Source organism: Flammeovirga pacifica, assembly GCF_000807855.2.
GTDB lineage: Bacteria > Bacteroidota > Bacteroidia > Cytophagales > Flammeovirgaceae > Flammeovirga > Flammeovirga pacifica.
The window spans coordinates 2,484,375-2,503,856 of sequence record NZ_JRYR02000001.1; the positions used below are offsets into that span (position 1 = coordinate 2,484,375).

The 19,482-nt window shown below is 34.0% G+C and carries 13 protein-coding genes; 2 read left to right on the forward strand and 11 right to left on the reverse strand.

Annotated elements, in window-relative coordinates:
* Positions 1–322: 322 nt before the first annotated feature.
* A complete protein-coding gene (locus tag NH26_RS09780) occupies positions 323–4,495 on the reverse strand; it encodes a hybrid sensor histidine kinase/response regulator transcription factor (RefSeq protein WP_158021916.1) in 4,173 nt (1,390 codons plus the stop codon).
* 480 nt (positions 4,496–4,975) lie between these two features.
* On the opposite strand from NH26_RS09780, the gene NH26_RS09785 reads away from it, so the two are divergent.
* Both NH26_RS09785 and NH26_RS09790 read left to right on the forward strand, forming a co-directional pair.
* Positions 4,976–6,514, forward strand: a complete 1,539-nt coding sequence (locus NH26_RS09785) for an alpha-L-fucosidase (RefSeq protein WP_044221243.1) — start codon at positions 4,976–4,978, stop codon at positions 6,512–6,514.
* A 71-nt stretch (positions 6,515–6,585) separates the two neighbouring features.
* Positions 6,586–8,460 carry a GH39 family glycosyl hydrolase gene (locus tag NH26_RS09790; protein WP_044221240.1) on the forward strand — a complete coding sequence of 625 codons (1,875 nt, stop codon included), beginning with the start codon at positions 6,586–6,588 and terminating at the stop codon, positions 8,458–8,460.
* A 76-nt stretch (positions 8,461–8,536) separates the two neighbouring features.
* Here NH26_RS09790 and NH26_RS09795 read toward each other — a convergent pair whose 3' ends face one another.
* The 10 genes from NH26_RS09795 to NH26_RS09840 form a co-directional block, all read right to left on the reverse strand.
* Positions 8,537–9,634 carry a BamA/TamA family outer membrane protein gene (locus NH26_RS09795; RefSeq protein ID WP_044221236.1) on the reverse strand — a complete coding sequence of 366 codons (1,098 nt, stop codon included), beginning with the start codon at positions 9,632–9,634 and terminating at the stop codon, positions 8,537–8,539.
* Positions 9,635–10,204: a hypothetical protein gene (locus NH26_RS09800; protein WP_044221233.1), complete on the reverse strand. Its 570-nt coding sequence runs from the start codon at positions 10,202–10,204 to the stop codon at positions 9,635–9,637.
* Positions 10,204–11,670: an alginate export family protein gene (locus tag NH26_RS09805; RefSeq protein WP_084812124.1), complete on the reverse strand. Its 1,467-nt coding sequence runs from the start codon at positions 11,668–11,670 to the stop codon at positions 10,204–10,206. Before NH26_RS09805 ends, NH26_RS09800 begins: the two co-directional genes overlap by 1 nt.
* Positions 11,671–11,676: 6 nt before the next feature.
* Positions 11,677–12,447: an NAD kinase gene (locus NH26_RS09810; RefSeq protein WP_044221227.1), complete on the reverse strand. Its 771-nt coding sequence runs from the start codon at positions 12,445–12,447 to the stop codon at positions 11,677–11,679.
* A gap of 52 nt (positions 12,448–12,499) precedes the next feature.
* Entirely contained in the window at positions 12,500–12,709 is a 210-nt protein-coding gene (locus NH26_RS09815) for a hypothetical protein (RefSeq protein ID WP_044221224.1), read from the reverse strand.
* A 129-nt stretch (positions 12,710–12,838) separates the two neighbouring features.
* Positions 12,839–14,446, reverse strand: a complete 1,608-nt coding sequence (locus NH26_RS09820; protein WP_084812126.1) for an MFS transporter — start codon at positions 14,444–14,446, stop codon at positions 12,839–12,841.
* Positions 14,447–14,459: 13 nt separating this feature from the next.
* Positions 14,460–16,571: a CehA/McbA family metallohydrolase gene (locus tag NH26_RS09825; protein WP_044221219.1), complete on the reverse strand. Its 2,112-nt coding sequence runs from the start codon at positions 16,569–16,571 to the stop codon at positions 14,460–14,462.
* Positions 16,572–16,669: 98 nt separating this feature from the next.
* Positions 16,670–18,055 carry a diaminopimelate decarboxylase family protein gene (locus NH26_RS09830; RefSeq protein WP_044221215.1) on the reverse strand — a complete coding sequence of 462 codons (1,386 nt, stop codon included), beginning with the start codon at positions 18,053–18,055 and terminating at the stop codon, positions 16,670–16,672.
* Between the two features lie 29 nt (positions 18,056–18,084).
* Positions 18,085–18,828 carry a hypothetical protein gene (locus NH26_RS09835; RefSeq protein WP_044221212.1) on the reverse strand — a complete coding sequence of 248 codons (744 nt, stop codon included), beginning with the start codon at positions 18,826–18,828 and terminating at the stop codon, positions 18,085–18,087.
* Positions 18,829–18,836: 8 nt separating this feature from the next.
* Complete coding sequence (locus NH26_RS09840; RefSeq protein ID WP_044221208.1) at positions 18,837–19,481, reverse strand: hypothetical protein; 645 nt, start codon at positions 19,479–19,481, stop codon at positions 18,837–18,839.
* Position 19,482 lies beyond the last annotated feature (1 nt).

Genomic DNA, 19,482 nt, shown 5'->3' on the forward strand with positions numbered 1-19,482 from the left:
ACTAAGTTTGTTAAAAATTCAATTCATTCATTATTGATGTTTCAAAACTAGAATGTTAACTTCTATTAAGTGTTGAAAAAACTATTATAAAATAGGGGGGAAAAAAATTAATAAATGCGTGGTGAATTATTTAAAAAGGCTAAAAAATTAGCACCCCTTACAGGTATAGAGTTTTTTCAGGTGAATTATTTTAATAGAAATAATATGATGTTATGGAATAATAGTAGTGTTTGCAATCATATTTTATTGATGTGAATAGTTAAAAAAAATAGAATAGTGTGTGTAGATATGTAATGAACATCACACTATTCCACGTAGAAGTTTACATTTCAAAATCCTCCATAGGGTGAGTAACTTTTTCTTCACTAGCCTCTTTCAAATAAGCCGATGGAGGAATGCCGAACTCTTTCTTGAAGCAATTTCTGAAATACTTTAAATCATTGAATCCTACTTCATAAGTGACATCACTTACGCTATATCTGCCAAGTTTAAGCATTTGAGCAGCTCTTTTTAATCGAATATTTCTGATAAATCCTTTTGCTGTTTGCCCAGTGAGAGCTTTAAGTTTTTGATTTAATCGAATTGGTGTAGCGCCGTATTCAGTAGCCAATTTGTCAACAGTAAATTCTGAATCTGAAATATTTTCCTCTACAATACTTACTAGTTTATTAAGGAACTTCTCATCTATAGAAGTAAAAGTAATTTCACTTGGAGTAACATCTACTTTTGTTCTAAATTTTTTCTGCTGATTTTTTCTATTTTCTAATAAAGAATTTATTCTAGCTAATAAAACATCAGAATTGAATGGTTTGGTTACGTAGGCATCCACACCATACTCATATCCTTTTAGTTTACTATCTTCAGAATTTTTTGCTGTTAATAGAATGATTGGAAGATGACATAATTGATCATCATCACGAATATTTTTAGTGAGCTCATATCCATCCATAATTGGCATCATAATATCTGATAAAACAAGATTAGGCATTACTTCTTTTGCTTTCTGTAATCCTTTCTGTCCATCTTCTGCCATATGCACTTCATATTCTTCATCTAATAGCCCTTTTAATAGATTTCGAATAGAATAATTATCGTCAATAACTAAAATTTTAGGTTTTGATGATACTTCTAATTCATCCTCCTCAGATATATACTCTTCATTTTCTATTGTAATAGAAGAAGGTTCGATGATTTCTTCTGGAGTAAAATCGGTGTTTTGTAATGGAAATTCAAGTGTAAAAGTGGTACCAACATTTACCTCACTTTCTACATTAATAGTGCCATGATGAAGATCAATTAAACTTTTAGTAAAGGCTAAACCTATTCCTGTACCTCTATTTTTAGCTGATTTCAAATTAGAAACTTGATAAAAACGATTAAATAAATAATCTAGTTTCTCTTCAGAAATACCAATACCCGTATCTTTCAATTTGATGATCACATTATCATCATTTTGCTGAATAGATAATCTTATTTCTCCATTATTTGTAAACTTAAAGGCATTAGACAATAAATTATATAGAATCTTTTCAAGCTTATCATGATCCATTAATCCATGAATATCATTACTTGGCCTTTCTATGATAAAAGAGATATTCTCATGTTCTGCAAATTCTTTAAAAGAATAATAAACTTGTTCAATAAATGTAGACCAATTTCCTCTTGAAAGTTGGAGTTTCATTTGTCCTTGTTCAACTTTTCTAAAATCAAGCAGTTGATTAACCAAACGCATCAGGTGCTCAACATTTTTGAATATTAGTTGATAGCTTTTTTCTCTTTCTGAAGCAGATAATAAACTTCCTTTTTTAATTAATTGCTCAATAGGAGTATGGATCAATGTTAGAGGCGTTCTTAATTCATGAGAAATGTTGGTGAAAAATTGAAGTTTCAATTGACTTAAATCTTCTAATTTTTCACGCTCAAACTTTTCCATTTCAAGCTGACTTTTCTTTCTCGCCGTGATGATTGAATAACGCGAGAAGAAGAAAATAGCGGCCACGATAATACCAAAATAGAATATTTTTGCCCACCAACTTAACCACCAAGGAGGAAGTACTTTTACTTTTAACTCAATAGGGTTAGGGTTCCAAATATTGTCTCCATTTGATGCTTTCACCAATAATGTATAATTACCAGGAGAAAGGTTAGTATATTTTGCTTCTCTTTGTTCTACATCGGTAACGATCCAGTTATCATCAAAACCTACTAATTTGTATTTGTAATGATTGTTTTCTGAAGCACCGTAATGTAACGAAGCAAATTTTACAGAAAAGCTATTTTGATCGTGATTCAGTTCAATTTCATCCGTATTCTGTAAAGAAGATTTTAATATTTGATTTCCATCAAAGACATCATAAGTATTAATTTCTTTATTTAAGACTTTTAATTGAGTGAAAATCACATTGGCAATCGTGTTATCATCAATGATTTCATGAGGCTTAAATATGTTTATGCCGTTAACTCCACCAAACAGTAATTCACCATTTTTTAGCTTACAAGCAGCCAATTCCCCAAATTCATCATCTTGAAGTCCATCAGAAATATCGAAGTTTTTAATATTTAAACTCTCTAGGTTTATTTTACTCAACCCCTTGTTACTAGCCACCCATAAATTACCATAATCATCTTCTAATATGGATTTAATTACATTGCTTGGTAAACCATTTGAAGTAGATAAACTGTTAAAAGTAATGTGTTTAATGTCTGATTTTGATGGGTCATAAATATTAAGACCACCACCCATAGTACCTACCCATATTTGTCCGTTTGAGGACTCAAAAATTGGTAGTACATAATTATAACTTAAGCTTGTTTGGTCATCATCTATATGTTGTATTACCTTGAAACGAGGTTGTTTTTTTAGCTTTTCTTCTTGAGCAAGAAAAACAAGACCTTGGTTTGTACCTATCCATAGATTACCTTTTTTATCTACCATTAAACTCCTGATGATTTCAATTCTGTCATCATCATTATCCAGAATTTCAGGATAAGACCAATTAATTTTATCCTTTTCGGGGACACCTCTTATTAGACCTCCTCCATAAGTAGCTAACCACAAAATTGAATCGCCGTCATTTTTAACGTCAAATGTAGTATTACTATGATCATCAGGATGTAAAACATATTTTTCAGATTTTACATTTAGAGATAAAGCGTTTTTACTATCTATATATAATGTTTTTAATGGATAACCGATTCCGAAAATAAGGTGATCACGAAACTCATCAATAGCATACACTACATTCTGAGATTTTTTATTGGGAGCAACATTAATTTCTTTTACTTTTCCATCTGTATCAATCACATTAATACCTGCACCTTCAGTACCGACCCAAATACGACCATTACTGTCCTGATAAACTTCTCTTACTTTATTATAAGTAAGGTCTGTATCTTTATCACCTTTTTGAATATGATGGAATTTCTTTCTTCGTGGGTTGTATTTATTAATACCACTTCCGTTAGTCCCAATCCAGATAACACCAAGTTTATCTTTGAACAGATCAATGATGATATTTGAATGCATGAATTGATTATTATCGCTATTTTGATAGCCTAAAACCTTTAAAGAATTCGATACATCATCAAATCTTAGTTGATATAAACCATCACTTGTACCTGCCCATATCACACCGTTATCACCACTTAATAAGCATTCTGATTTGATATCACTCACCTTTGTAAATTCACCTCTACTGTCACCAATTCCTTTGACTTTTAATTGATAAATACCATCAAAATAAGAGATCAATAAACAACCATCACCCTCAATTATAGACAAAACACTGTTTTCTGTATTTTTATGGAATCGCTTGAAGATACTATACTGTCCTTTTTCTTCCGGATTAATTAGAAGTTGAATCCCTCTTTTACTTCCTACCCATAAATTACCAATATGGTCTACAAAAAGAGTCGTGATATAATTAGATAAGATACTTTCATGATTATGTGGATTGTGATAATATTTATCCACCTTGATTTTATCCTTATTTAATTCGGAATCCAAAAGTCTATTTAGACCTTTAGCATTTCCAAACCATAAGTTACCGTGTAAATCTTGTACAAGATTGGTAATACTGTTGTCCGTAAGTAATTTTGGAGATGTCTTAGTATTTGCAAAAAAGCTAAATTTCTCTGTTTTCAGGTTGAATCTAAATAAACCTGCATCTGTTGAACCTATCCACAAATTCCCATAATTATCTTCACAAAATGAGCTGATAAGATTTGAAGGTAATCCATGAGTATCCATTCGATAATTCTTAAACTCATACCCATCAAATCTACTAAAACCATCATTAGTTCCTATCCACATTACACCTGACTTATCTTGATAGATGGAGTTAACATCATTCTGTGATAATCCTTGTTTAGTTGTGTAATGTGAAAAAACGATGTCTTTATTTAATGCATAAGAAATAGTTCCTTGAACAAAGGCGCTAAAAACTAAGAAAAAAGAGAGTAAGCGTGTCTTTGTCTTTTGTGATAGTAAATTCATCATTTTGTGATCAAGTAATAATTCAATTTCATAAAAGTGTTTAAAGTCCAATGGACTAGTTCAAAAAATTCTAGATCAAATTACATAAATTTAACATCAACGACTACTTAATCGGGGGAAAAATAAATATACACCCCTTATTCTCTTAAAATTACACCCTCCTACTTAATATTATAATAATCCAATATTTGGAGCAAATGATGTAAGTAATCTTTAATAACAAAGTGAAGAACACGCTATTAGAACTGTATAAGTATTCGACAAGGGCGTGAAGATTGTTAGGGGGTATAAAATTATTTTTTATAAAAAAATGTGAACTAAACACACCCTTTTTTTTAAAGCGTAATTATAACCCCTCTATTTGAAATTATAATTTCCATCTAATTTAAACGCATTAGAATAAATTTGGGTATTGGGTTGATAAAGATATTATCATCGAAAATAACTTAGGTTGATATTACTATATATAAAGAAAGAAGTATGAGAAATGTAATTTTTGTAATTATTGCTGCCTTTCTCGGATCTTGTTCTATTCAAAAGGATAACAAGGTTTCTAATAGAGAAGTGTTCGAGCCAAATTGGGAATCACTACAACAGTATGAAGTTCCGGAATGGTTTCAAGATGCAAAACTTGGTATTTTTATCCATTGGGGAGCTTACTCTGTACCTGAATATGGTTCAGAATGGTATCCTAGATTAATGTATATGGATAGTGTTGAATGGGGACCAAATGGAGATGTGAAGAAAGTGGGTGCAACAGGTATGAATAAGTACCATGAGGAACACTTTGGCTCATTGGATAAATTTGGATACAAAGATTTTATCCCAATGTTTAAAGGACAAAATTTCAACGCTTCTGAATGGATTGATATTTTTGAAAAATCTGGAGCAAAATATATAGTCCCTGTAGCAGAACATCATGATGGATTTGCGATGTATAAATCAAACCATACGAGATGGAATGCAGTTAATATGGGACCTAAGAAAGATATATTAGGAGAACTAACAAAAGAAGCAAGAAAGAGAGATATCAAAATTGGTGCATCATCTCATTATGCATTTAACTGGAACTATTTCACTTATAAGAAAGGCTTTGATACGATGGATCCTAAGTATAGTGATTTGTATAGTAAGCCACATGATCATTATGCACCTGCAGATCAAGAATTCTTATCATTATGGTGGGATAGAACTACAGACATTATCGATAACTATCAACCCGATATTTTATGGTTTGATTTTTATATTGATAGAGAAGAATTTATGCCATATCATCCAAAATTAGCTGCCTACTACTACAATAAAGGTATTGAGTGGAAAAAAGACGTAGTGTTACAGACTAAGAATTTTAAAATGGTGACTTTCCCTGAGGGAACACATGTTTTAGATATTGAAAGAGGAAAAATGTCTGATATTAGTCCTAGAGTGTGGCAAACGGATACTTCAATTGGTAAAAACTCTTGGGGATATGTAAAAAATTGGGAGTCAAAAGATGCCAATACATTAATTGATGATCTAGTAGATATTGTTAGTAAAAACGGATGCATGTTGTTAAATGTAGGCCCTAAAGCAGATGGAACAATTCCTGAAGACCAAGTAGCTATTTTAATGGAAATAGGAAAATGGCTTTCTGTAAATGGTAAAGCAATTTATGGTTCAAGACCTTGGGAAATTTATGGTGATGGTCCTACAAAAGTAGCTACAGGTCATCATACAGAAGGAAAAAATAAAGAATTAACAGCAAATGATTTTCGCTTTACTACAAATAATGGAAAGTTATATGCGATCTCTATGGATTGGGCTACTAATGGGAAAGTGAAAATTCCTGTATTGAAAACTGAGTCAGAATATATTTCTTCAGGCATCAAAAATATTAAATTATTGGGCCATAAGAAATCACTTGATTTTACTCAGAACAAAAAGCATCTAGAGGTAATCTTACCAGAAGAAAAACCATGTGATCATGCGTTTGTATTCGAAATTGAATTTGAAGATAAAAGCCAAATAGCATTACAGTAAAAATAGTAAAAAACACCTCAACAGAAAGCTGTTCTCTAATAGATGAACAGCTTTTTTTAATAGAAAAAATCATGAAAAAACTATTATTCATTCACTTAATATTCTCCTCTTTTCTATCACTTCAAGCACAAGAAGTTGATCAAGCTAAGGCAAAAGTTTCTGTCAGAATGCTCACAAGCTTATCGTATGATGGAGTATCTAATTTTCAGAGAAAAAATTTCATTAATATTCATTCTAATTATGAACACATTCCGGCTGAATATAGAGATTATTTGTATGATAGCCTTAATGTGCATGATGGAAGGCGGTTTGGTATTGGTACACCTTCTAATAAATTAAGTGGTACCAACCATATGCACCCTGGTTCATTTTCAAAAAAAGCATTTGAAAAAGAAATGGGTAACAAGAATCTTCATAAGAAAACCTATAAATATGAAGACGAGATGATTGTTACTTCTCACCCAGGTTCTTATTTTCCAGTAGGAAATTTCAATATAACTTCCAAGAAGCACAATTTGAGTGGTATAGAGGCTATAAATGCGTACTATGTAGGAAGAATGAAAGAAAGAAATATTAGAAAAGGATACGTTGAGTTATTAAATGAGCCTTTTGTACATGATCGCTCAATGCACACTTCTGTTGATACAATCATTGAAATGTTCGCTTCTACTGCCAAAGCAATTCATGAAAAATATCCTAATGTAAAAGTGGGAGGACCTGGCCATGCTTGGCCTGCTTATGAACTAAATGAGTTTCAGATATGGAAGGAGAGAATGGGAAGCTTTATTGAAAAAGCAGGGAAAGAAATGGATTTTTTATCTGTTCACCTTTACTCTACTTATTATGATGATAAAGCTAGTTATAGAGCGGGGGCTAATGTAGAAGCAATTCTTGACCTTATTGAGGCCAAATCAATGGAACAAACGGCCTCTTTTAAACCAATCGTTATTTCAGAATATGGAGCAGGGTTTAAAAAGGGAACAAAGATTAGTGAAGATTATTTTGATTTACGTGATTGGTACATTATCCATGCTGTGAATTCTAAAATGTTTCAGTTTATTCAACGACCCAATGTGATACAAAAAGCGGTACCTTTTATTTGTGGTACGGCTACATGGTATGATTCTCCTTATCCATATCCCTTTGTACTTTTTCATGAAAAACAAGGAGGAGGTTATAGTACAACACACCTACTTAAATTTTATGAATTTTGGAAAGGTATAGAAGGTGATTACATATTCTCAAAATCAGACAACCAAGATCTTCAAGTTTTTGCATTGAAGAATAAGGAAGCTACCTATTTATGTCTTGACAATTTGGAAGACAAAGAGCTAACCGTTGATTTGTCGGTATTAAACGTAAAGAAAGACCATCTAAAATCAGTAAGAATTAGAAGAATATATTCAGATGGTGCTGCGCCTGTTTTAGAAGAATTACCATTGGAGGATTTCTCTCAAATTACAATGCACCCAGATGAGACTGCCATTATTTTATTTGAAGACAATGAAATTGAGAGACTAACATCTGAAATTAACATCACACAAAAGTACCATGATGCCTTAATCACAAAAATTGACAATAAAGGTGAGAAGTTTCATTTTAATATGAAGGAGGAGAATTTGATTTACGCACAATTAAATTTAGGTTTCTCAAAACCAATTCAGCATACTGAAATACCCGTAATCACACTGAATGGCACAAAAATATTTATTGATCCTAATGAAATGGGAAGAAATCAAGACTTTAAGGAATTAACTTTTGAAGGAGCTGAAGAGCCGAAAGTAAAGCGTCCAATGCAACAAAACTTTTTTGGTGTTTATAAAATAGATCTTCCTAAAAACTTATTACAAAAGAGTAATGAAATAACAATTTCATACAGTAATACTTCTGGATTTGTATCTACTTTTAAGATAATATCAGCTCATGAACAGGAATTGCAGAACTAAATAATAAGTAAAAAAAACTCTCATGCTCAATGTTAAGATTTGATCATGAGAGTTTTTTATAAAATTATTCAGGTCCTTAAAATGCTTCTCCTAATGTGATGTAAATACCTTTATTATTATCAGCTATTCCCCAACCAAAATCTACTCTTACATTAGCAGGATCTTTTCTATTAATATTAAACCTTAATCCACCACCGAGTGCTGCCTTCAAATATTGGAAATCACTTATTTCATCGTACACTACCCCTAAACCAATAAAAGCAGTTGCTCCAAACCGTCCGATAAGATGTTTCCTATACTCCGCTTGAGATTGTATAGAATGAAAATCTCTAAATCGTCCTAATTCATACCCTCTCAACATTTTATTCCCTCCCATTAAAGCAAATTCATGAAAAGGTACATCACCAAAAGTATTTTTAATGAGGAGCTGTATCGCCAATACATTTTTAGTGTCCGCTGTTAAATCATAGTATTTTCGTCCATCTACCTCAATAGTAAAAAACGATTCACTAGATACATCAATTAAATAATACATTGTAGAAACATCGAAATAAAAATCTTTGGTGGGTGTCATGATACTGTTACGTTTATCCCACATAAACATAGGGCCAATACCTAAATACTGTCCACCATCAGCACCCGGAAGAGATATCTGATCCAACGGTTTACCTTCTGGAGAAGTATATTTTAAATCATATATAGAAATGAACCTAAATCGTCCACCTACAAATACATTATTTCTGAGCTTATTTAATATTCTTTCCTTTATTTCTAAAGATTGATATTCTGCATTTACATAGTCATTATTGTTACTATTTCCACCAATAGGATATAATTTCTCAGGGTAAGTTTTATACTCTATCAACCCCTTGAAATAAAACTTTTCTTGATTGGTCAAAAGTGTATGTTCAGAAGATAAATAGTTTTGTCCTTTGTACGATGATCCTACATAAAAATTGATGTTTGAAGGACGAGTGTCATAATCTTTTTTATCGAACTTAAATTGATATAAAAAATAAAGTCCTAAGACTACATCAGTCTTTGGACTATAGGACAATGCCGGAGAAGGAAGAATATTGTTTTTATAAGGACGTAATGAAGTCGAATCAGTTTGTGCTATCGACTGATTAATACATAATACAAGAATGATGATATGCGCCCAAAACGATTTCATTTACTTCTTTTCATCTAACAATTCTTCATATTTTTTAATAAGTTGCTTTTCTGTGGTTATAGAACTTTGAATAAAGTAACCCATTTGAATCAACTTTTCCTTCTCACTTAATAACTGCATTCCAGTAAAAGAGTGTTCCATAAACTTCTCCATGTTATTCATATAAATAGTTTGGAGTTTATGTAAGGAATTGAATTTTGATAATTCTTCCAATTTCATATAGGTTACTGCTCCAGATATTTTTGCGGTCTCCCAAGCTGTATCTTCAATAAGTTCAAACTTCAAAGTAACTTCTCCTTCTGCATCAATTGTATCTCTTTTTTTATCTAAAACCTCTAAATACTGATCAATTAACTCTTTTGTGTTTTTGTGTTCAATAATTATAGAGTCAATTTGATTGCGGTTATCCTGTACTTCAAAAAGGATATCACGCTTCGCTTTTTCAGCTAATTCTTGATGTTCATGATCACTCCACAGCGTATCAATAAACAAGGCGAACATCACCCCAAACAATACTGAGAAAAATTCTTTTAAATACTTTGAATTTATGTTAGATGATTTCTTTTTCATTAAAAAGTAAACTGTGTTGTAATCATGAAAAAATGCTGTGTATGCGTAGAAGTCTGACTACTTGGTTGTGTATCCCAAAAATATTGACCAGGCACCCAAAAATTATAGGTAGCACAAATCTCCCAATGTCTATTTAAAGTGATCACAGAAGATAATTGCATCGAGTCGCCTAAATCTCTAGAATTACTTTCTCCAGCTCTTAAAATACCATTTGATGTATTATAAACAGCATCATGAATACTAGATCTCTGAAAATTCCAATAGGTTAATCTTGACTTTACTACTTTGAAAATAGTAAAATCAACATTAGCAGACAAAGAAGTTAAGTTCTTTCTGTCCATTGCACCATGTTCTCCAAAAAACTGAGCTACTTGGGGAAACAAAGGATTAAATGTTCCTAACGTTCCATCTCCTTTATTTTGATCACCTGAAGAATAATCAAACCCTAACCAAACATGTGGTTGTGTTGGAACTTCTGGAAAAGAAACCCCAAATTCTGTTGTGATAGAATAAGCACGAATATCTTTGTCTCCAAACTTACCAAACTGATACATGGCTTCTACCTCATAATTAAAGATACGCTTGATGGGGCCAGCCAATAAGAAACCTGCTGTATATCGTTGTTCGTTGGCTACACCATCTTCATACACCGCATTTTCACGATGTAGGCCATAGAAATAGGGTTCAAAATAGGTTTTATTAAAAGACGACCAACTAGGAACACCAAATCCAGCAGTGGTATTGTATGCTACATCAAAAGATTCATAACGTACTCCCCAGAAGGTAGTGTTCTCATCTCTAGTGGTATAGCCATCTGGAACAGGAATAACGGGTTTACTAACAAATGCGACAAGCTTGTTATTATCATTCCCCACATAAAAACCGGCACCATCAAAAGATCGACGAGTAATGAGCCAATTGCCAGGTGACAATAAACGTTCGTGCCCTGCCTGTAATTCTCTTCGACCTGCCCAAATTCCCATGTAGGTATTGTTATATAGGTCGAATTTATATTCTCCAAAAAGGTTAAGAAAAGCACCGTTAGTTACCGGAGTTCCTGCTCCAAGTCTATCCGAATTATCTTTGGTCGTATTCGAATAAATTCCCTCAGCAAATACTCTAAAGTTTTTACCGAAATGAATATCCGCATGTGTTCTCAAACGAAGAGTAAATAAACCAGAATTAGGCGATTGGAACTCCTCGTTTACCGTTGGCATATACCTCACCCTCGCTTGTCCACCAAACGAAGCCCAAATCTTTTTATTTTTTGATAATGGAACAGCTTTAATCTTATCGGACCAATCTCTGGATTGAGTATCACGAATTGACCAATCTTCTAGTTTCCAATTTTCTTTGTAACGTCTATCTTGATAGCTATCCAATGGCCACGACAAAGAGTCTTGACCCCATGAAAAAACAGGAATCAATATCAAAAAAATCACGCTTGAACACTGCAGAAATCTCATGATAAATTAAATACTAAATTGCTCTTTTAGAATTCGATCTTCCAACGATTGATCTTTATCAAACAATAAGTGCCTCGTATCTCTATTGTCTTGCCACACCTTTACATGTACTGCATTCTTTACTTCTTTAGCATCTGCCGCTGCACCAATTGGTCTTTTTTGTGGATCTAAGTTTTTAATCTCAATCACTACATCATTGGGTAATAATGCGCCTTTCCAACGTCTTGGACGGAATGGTGATACTGGTGTTAAAGCCAATAAATTTGCATTTAAAGGGATGATAGGACCATGGGCAGAAAAGTTATAAGCTGTTGACCCTGCTGGTGTTGCCACTAAAACTCCATCAGCATTTAACATGTCTAAAGCTACCTTTCCATTGACAGAAATCTCAAGATTTGCACTCTGCCCAGAATATCTGATGACCGACACTTCATTATAGGCTTTGTAATGAAAATGCTCTCCTTTATCATCCTCAATATCCACAGAAATAGGGCATAAATGCACATCTTGAGAATTATTGATTCGTTCTAATAAATCTACATCATCCTTGTATTCATTCAATAAAAAGCCTAGTGTACCTCTGTTCATACCAAATACAGGTTTATCTAAATCAGGATACGTATGAAGTACTTGTAAAAGGAAGCCGTCACCACCTAAAGCAACTACTACATCGGCCTCATCGACTGCATAGTTTTTATGTACTGACGTCAATAACTGAAAAGCTTCGTCTGATTTTGGGCTACCTGATTTTAAAAAGGCTAATTTTTGATATTTCATAATAAGTTTTGAATGCTTGGATTGAGTGGATTGTATGATTTATAATTTACTGTTATTCTTCGTACAACATTTCATATTCAACATCAGCAAAATGTTGTTCTCCTAAGCTTGTTTTTACAATAACAAGAGGATACTGATGCCAATCTTCTACATAGACCTCCTCAATCTCTCTTGCTTCATCGCCTAAGAAAGGAGCACCAATAATAAATTCTTTTTTCTTGCCGTCTGTATCGATGATCGATACACCTTTAAATTGTTTCATTTGCTTTTATGTTTAGGATAAATGTACCACTACTCGAAGAGGCGTTTTTTTCAAACTTTACTAAAAGTAGTATTTTAGAATAGAGGTTTACTCATCAGGTGATGAGCCAACCTCTATGGTTTATTAAATTTATTTTTCCTTACCAGGAAGGAAGAAACTTAATATCAACGAGATCACCGTAAAGATGCTGATGATCATAAATGTATCTGTGAATGCTTTCTCTGCAGAATTATTCACTATCTCTTGATACGCATCTTTTGTTTTTTCTGGTAACTCCTCCTGTATCCAAGCTTTCTCTTCCTCAGGAGTAATTTCCATAAATGTATCTTCCAATTCGATGACAATTTCCTCTTTGGCTGTTTCCGATAACTGAAGTTCTTCAGTCGTTTCGTAACCATCTACCATATTTGAATACACCGAACCGAATAAGATGGATCCTGCGAAGGCAATGGCAAAACCTTGCCCTACAATTTCTTTCATTGTTTCTGATAATCCAGAAGCTTCTCCATCTTGAGATGAAGGTACTTTTATCATCGTTAATGTAGCAATTTGTGCCATCACTAAACCACAACCAACACCGAATACTAACGCTCCTGATATCGTTGACATCCAAGTCATCTCAACAGAAGTTTGTTGTGTCAATAAGAAAGATCCTCCTAGAATAATCGCAAAGCCAACAATCACGATAAGTTTCGGAGAAATCTTCTCTCCTAAACTTGCTGTACCGAAAGCTGTGAAGGCAACACCAATAGAAATTGGTAATGTTGTTAATGCCGTATCAAACGAATCTAATCCAGCAGCCGATTGTACGAAGACTGAAACGGTAAATAATACTGCAGCAATCAAGAAGTACAATAAAGCTTGAATTGTCATCCCGATAGAGAAAGGAATGTTTTTCAAAATTGAAGCACTCAATAATGGTGTTTCTCCTTTGGCTGTCAACGCTGCTCCTCTCTTAAAGAAAACAATCAATAAAACCACGGCAATAGCATACATAATAGGTACGATAGATAATCCACCTAAAGGAATGACCGTCCCTCCGACATCAAATGGTCTTTTTTCCATTAACCAACCAAACTCTGATGCCATTGTTGTTGCAATCAAGAAAGTACCGAAAGCCAAAACTGATAATACTACTGATAGGATATCAATTTTAATGGATGAATCTTTTTCTGTTTCTGGTAAGGTGAATGCAGCTAAAATCGTCAATACACCAAATGCAGGTGATAAACCTAAAGCGATTCTCCATGACACGACAGAAGCTAAATAACCAACAATTACTGGTGCTAAAGCAGAGATAATAGATAATACTGCTCCATAAATGGCAAAAGCTGAAGCTCTTTGAGATCCATCGTAGAAATACATAATTAATGCGATAGATGTCGGAATGACTAATACCATTCCGAAAGGCCATATCAATGCCCATGCAATACTAAATATCGTAGAGTTAGGAGCTAAAACCACTATCGTAAGACCAACTGTGTAAATGATCGATCCGATAATAAATACTTTTTTCTTCCCTATTTTATCGCCTAAACGTCCTGCGGTAACCATCAAAGTACCAGCAATTAAAGACGCTGACACGATCACCATTTGTAGACCCGATACCGACCAATTGAGATCTTGTACAATAGGTGCAATCAAAACGTTAATACTAAAGGATGTAATGTACATCATCACCATCGAGAGGATGATTACGATTAACGGTTTCCAGTTCATTTTTTCTTGTGTGCTCATTTGTTTAGTTCATTTATGGTCTCACAATTTCTTTTTTTCTATTGATGTAATACTCTTTCGTCTGGTCAATCCATGTTCTTAAATAAGAACGAAAAGCATCTAACATTTCTTCTGTACGATCAGGACTTTCCCAAGCCTCATTATCATGTCTCTCGTACTTCATTTCTTTCACTTGCTCCATTCTGTCTAAAAGCATATCAATAATCTGAGGTGCTTTTTCTTTAGACCAAGTGGGTTGCCCATCTACCTCAATATAAATCGGAGAAGTATGTGCTTGGATACGTTTAGTGAAGTCACTTTGGAACACAATATCATGTGCTTTTTCTCCATGTACTTTCACTGCTACCCAACAACTTTTATCGGCAGGAATTTCCAATTCAATGTCAATTTCCTTTTGCCCTTTTTCTAACTCGATTTCTTTAACCACATCTCCATTTACAATGATGCTTGCATATTTCAATAAATCCCAACTTGGAACGATGTAGCCTTTTCCCTTGATTGTTAACGTCTCTCCTTTCTTCACTTTTAAAGTTGAACCGATATCATTTCCATTGATTTTAAAGTCAATCATTGGACCATTAGAAACAAAAGATTTTCCTTCTTGAAGTGCTTTATTCCAAGCATCAGGAGTAAATTCTCCATCTACTTTTACAAATGTTCTAACTGATCCTGGTAATGACATATAAGGCCAATCTGAACCGGCTGCCGCACTTAATTTAAACCCTAAGTTTAAGAAAGCATACCAGTCATTTAAGTTTAAAGAATGGTATTGGAATATTTCGACGAAGTCAATTTCATTTTCAGGAGCCAACATAGCCAAAGCAATATTTTGTTGGAACTGAGCAAAATCCATATGTGCTACACCAAAAACTCCACCTTGTTTGTGTACTTCTTTAGATACTTTATCATAGTGGAAGTATTCATCAGGATAACGAACAAATTCATCCTGCCCCATGGCTAAAACGTGACCTAAAAAGTCTGTTCTAGGGTCTTCTTGCCCTGAGGCGATGTAGTAATCTTTTTCCTTGTATTGCCCTTCTTTACCCCAAGCATATTGATCAAAGTGAGTCGTCACTGAGTTTCCTAAAGCATAGAGCCAGTGCATGTGTAAATCTGCAGCTCTTGCATGTGCAATCTGATTAGGATTTGCTGTAGCATTTTGTCTAGAGAAGTGGTTATGAACATCACCAGAGTACCATCCTTTAGAAGGCATATCCAATAGGTGTTCTATATGAATATTGATCGCATTATCTTTTCCTTCTTTAATTTCAATTTCTTTCTGAAGAATGGGATACTCGGGGCCTTTCATTACTACCAAAGTATATTTTCCTGCAGGGATATTTGCTTGATAAAAACCATCAATATACATCGTATAGTGATTCTTATTTGGCCAATTGATTTGATCTAGTTCTTCTCTGATCTCTACAGATCTCACTTTTGTTTCAAAGAATTGTAACTCAATAGCACTTTCTGTTGGAAGAGGCATTCTGCCAGTGGCATCATACAAACCAATTTGTGCTGCTACTCTTTCTTTAGATTTCTTTTCAAATAGGTTTAACTGAAGGTTACCTTTAGCATTTCTTTTCGTAGCATCTCCTATCAATTCAAACTGAATATCACGAATAAAAAGAAGCTTATTAGACATATCCAAACCTGCTGAAATAGCAAAATCTGTTTGGCCATACCCTCTATTAGCAAATCGAGCTCTGTCTAATACAAACTCATACTTTTGCCATCCTTTTGTTCCTTCCGGAATTTCAATTCTATGCACAGATTCAACAACGCCGTTTCTATCATAAGCATAGAAAAACTCATTCAAATTACTTGCATTCAACTCCACAGTTACTTTCACTTGTTGATCTATATCAAAAGCAAACTGATCTGAAATACTAAAGCCCAAGGCAATACCGTAAAGTATTTTTTCTCCTCCGTCTTCTTTCACCCCTGCTCTTGATGGATCATTATCCACTCTCAATCCCATCGTTTGGAAAACGCCTGTTGCAATGGTTTTATCAATCTGACTAGTATGCCAATCTAACTCAAAAGTACCTGATGCATTATCAGGATGGTGAGCTAATACAGGAATGGTTAGTAGCCAACATAAACATAGTAGTATATTTTTCATTCTCTTCTTAGTAATCAAATAGAGAGGTTATTTTTAGGCATCAAAAGCCCAGGACTTAAGTCCTGGGTTGATGATGTTATTATATTTATATCAAATGACTAAATGTCTTTCAATCTTTCTGGAACAACGTGTCTAGAGAATACCTCGTCTTGTGTTTCTGGTGTTTTCACCCACTCTACTGTATCTCCTTTTACCATCACCATACCAGGACGTGGTAAAGCATTAAAGTTACAAGTATAAGGTTCGATGTATGAACCTGTATTTAAAAACGCAAGCGTATCACCTTTTTCTAATTGAGGCATTTTGTACTGCTCTGCTAAACAATCGTAGTTACAAGTGATACCCACAACATCCACAGGAGTATCATATGTTTTATCTGCTTTGTTACAAGCTACCAAATCAAATGGAGGAATTACATTTAAACCACCTACACTTAAGAAAGTCTCCGAGGTATCTGTTTCAGCCCATTGGTAATCCATACCATTAGCCGTTTCATGCTTCATGTTATGTACTTTAAATAAGTGGATACCACTTTCATTATACATTGCACGACCTGGCTCAATTTCTAAGATTACACCGTCTGAAGAAAGACCGATTGCTTTCATTCCATTTCTGAAAGTTTCCGTAATTACTTTCGCGAAATCTTCCATATGAGGTGTTTCATAATCTGTTACTGCTACACGAGATTCTTTATCCATGTCTGAAGGGAAACCACCACCAACAGAAACAATAGATGGAGACCAGTTATTACCTACACCATCATGAATTTCCTTGATCATGTCTACAATAGATTGAACTAAAGATTGCCAGAAAATAGGCTTCTTAGAGTGACGGCCAGCATGTGTATGCACACCTACCAATTTCACATTAGGACAATCAGCAAATTGAGGTAACATTTCTCTTACCTCAGAAGTAGGAATACCATATTTTACTGTTTGTGTCATCTCACGAATCAAACGAGCAGGGAAAAAGTCTGAAGGCTCATCCAAGTCTTTCATATAAGGCTTGATACGCAACATCACATGTGCTTCTTTCCCTAATTCTTTGGCGATTCTTTGACAAACACCAAGTTCATCTTTGTTATCTAAAACAATATGGATACCTAGATCAATTGCTTTACGGATAATATCATCAGATTTAATTGAACCGTTTACAGCGATATCTTCGTAAGGTACTCCACCTCTGATAGCTGTTTCTAATTCACCAGCTCCAAAAGTATCACAACCACAACCCGCTTGAGTTAATACTCTTCTTACTGCTACTGTTGGATTAGCTTTTACCGCAGCCATCACACGAATTCTTCCCTCAGGATAGAACTTTTGGAAAGTATTTTGGAAAGCAAGGTAATTTTTAACCAAGATATTTTCAGATACTACAAATAAAGGAGTACCAAATTTTTCTGCAATTTCTACAGTGTTTACGTCCTCGATGTATAAATCTCCATCTTTAACGCTTAACAACGGATTCATTTTGATATCGCTCATGATTCTATCTATTTAATGTTTTTTGATTCTTAAAGAAAGACTACAAGGGCCAAACGAGCAGTGTGATTATCATCTTTAAATACTCCTCTGTAAAAACCACTAAGTTGTAGCTTATCTGATAATGCGTATTGTGCAATAAATTCTTGTATGTAACGGTCGTTTCTTTCCATTCCTATGTTACTTGCCGTGTAAATTGGTGTAACTTGAAGGAACATCTTCTCACTCAAAATAATTGGAGTGATGATCTGAAACGACATTCCGTGTTGAGAATCTTGAAATAAACCTGGTCTTTCTAATACCGGTGAAGAAGTGTACTGATAAGAAAGAATTGGGAACATTTGTATCCAATCTGCTATCATTAAACCTACTGTAACACCAGGTTGTATTAACCAAGTTCCAGATCCTAAACCATGATCGTAATTCCCTGTAGGAGCAAAAATGTCTACCGATGGACCAAATGCTCCGAAGAACTTATCATAGTTTTTATAGGGGAGATAAAAATATCTCGCTCTAAAATCTCCAATGCCTGTTTTACCGGTCTCTGTATTATGCAATAAAGGCATCTCTGCTAAGATCAAGTGTGCTTCACTTGGTGCAAACATAAACTCGGCTCTATACCCATATGTATCTGCTCCATTTTTAGAATAGTTGTATTCTAAGTGGTTGTACAGCTGCGTATAAAAGTTCGTGGGCTTTGAAGCGTCTATTTCTTCTTGTGCGAAAATGAAGTTTGATAAAAGAAGAAGAGTGAATAGTGAAATAAAATGTTTCATAGTAATATTTAATGACCAGCTCTGATGCTAGTTCTTGCTAATAAATAATTGGCTATTGGTACTAAAGCAACCATGCCTGCTAACCAAGCGAGGAAACTGATATATGATAAACCTATACAAGCTAACGCTACTACCGGGTCAGCTAAAATTTCATTGGATAACACCTTGATTCTTTCATTGGTCATATCCTCTTTAAGCATATCATTTTTCTTTGCATGATGCAGTTTCCAATACGAAAAGATGCCTAATAATCCCCATACACCACTAAAAATGGCTCTTGAATGAGGTTGATCTGAAGTGAACTCAATGTTCATTTCAAAATAAGGATAGAGACACAGGAGAAAGAAGTAACCAAAGGTGATTAATATCTGATTGAGGTTGGTAGATCTCATCGAATGATGTACTTCGACGAATTTAAACCAATGGATGACTAATATTAAGAAACCAGCTACATATGGAAGAAATGGTTTATCCCAAATCAATTGAGAATCAATCACTTTTTCTCCTTCTACAATTTCTGTTTCCACATCAAAAACAATCAATCCCAAAACTGGGGTGGTCATACTAATTGTAAAAAGTAGCATACCTAAATGTTTTACATAATCCAGAAAGTAGGTGTAATCTCTAGGTTGTTGTATTTCTTGTAATGCCATA

Coding starts and splice junctions, on each gene's coding strand:
- NH26_RS09780 (WP_158021916.1), bottom strand. CDS start 4,495: ATGAATTTACTATCACAAAAGACAAAGACACGCTTACTCTCTTTTTTC.
- NH26_RS09785 (WP_044221243.1), top strand. CDS start 4,976: ATGAGAAATGTAATTTTTGTAATTATTGCTGCCTTTCTCGGATCTTGT.
- NH26_RS09790 (WP_044221240.1), top strand. CDS start 6,586: ATGAAAAAACTATTATTCATTCACTTAATATTCTCCTCTTTTCTATCA.
- NH26_RS09795 (WP_044221236.1), bottom strand. CDS start 9,634: ATGAAATCGTTTTGGGCGCATATCATCATTCTTGTATTATGTATTAAT.
- NH26_RS09800 (WP_044221233.1), bottom strand. CDS start 10,204: ATGAAAAAGAAATCATCTAACATAAATTCAAAGTATTTAAAAGAATTT.
- NH26_RS09805 (WP_084812124.1), bottom strand. CDS start 11,670: ATGAGATTTCTGCAGTGTTCAAGCGTGATTTTTTTGATATTGATTCCT.
- NH26_RS09810 (WP_044221227.1), bottom strand. CDS start 12,447: ATGAAATATCAAAAATTAGCCTTTTTAAAATCAGGTAGCCCAAAATCA.
- NH26_RS09815 (WP_044221224.1), bottom strand. CDS start 12,709: ATGAAACAATTTAAAGGTGTATCGATCATCGATACAGACGGCAAGAAA.
- NH26_RS09820 (WP_084812126.1), bottom strand. CDS start 14,446: ATGAGCACACAAGAAAAAATGAACTGGAAACCGTTAATCGTAATCATC.
- NH26_RS09825 (WP_044221219.1), bottom strand. CDS start 16,571: ATGAAAAATATACTACTATGTTTATGTTGGCTACTAACCATTCCTGTA.
- NH26_RS09830 (WP_044221215.1), bottom strand. CDS start 18,055: ATGAGCGATATCAAAATGAATCCGTTGTTAAGCGTTAAAGATGGAGAT.
- NH26_RS09835 (WP_044221212.1), bottom strand. CDS start 18,828: ATGAAACATTTTATTTCACTATTCACTCTTCTTCTTTTATCAAACTTC.
- NH26_RS09840 (WP_044221208.1), bottom strand. CDS start 19,481: ATGGCATTACAAGAAATACAACAACCTAGAGATTACACCTACTTTCTG.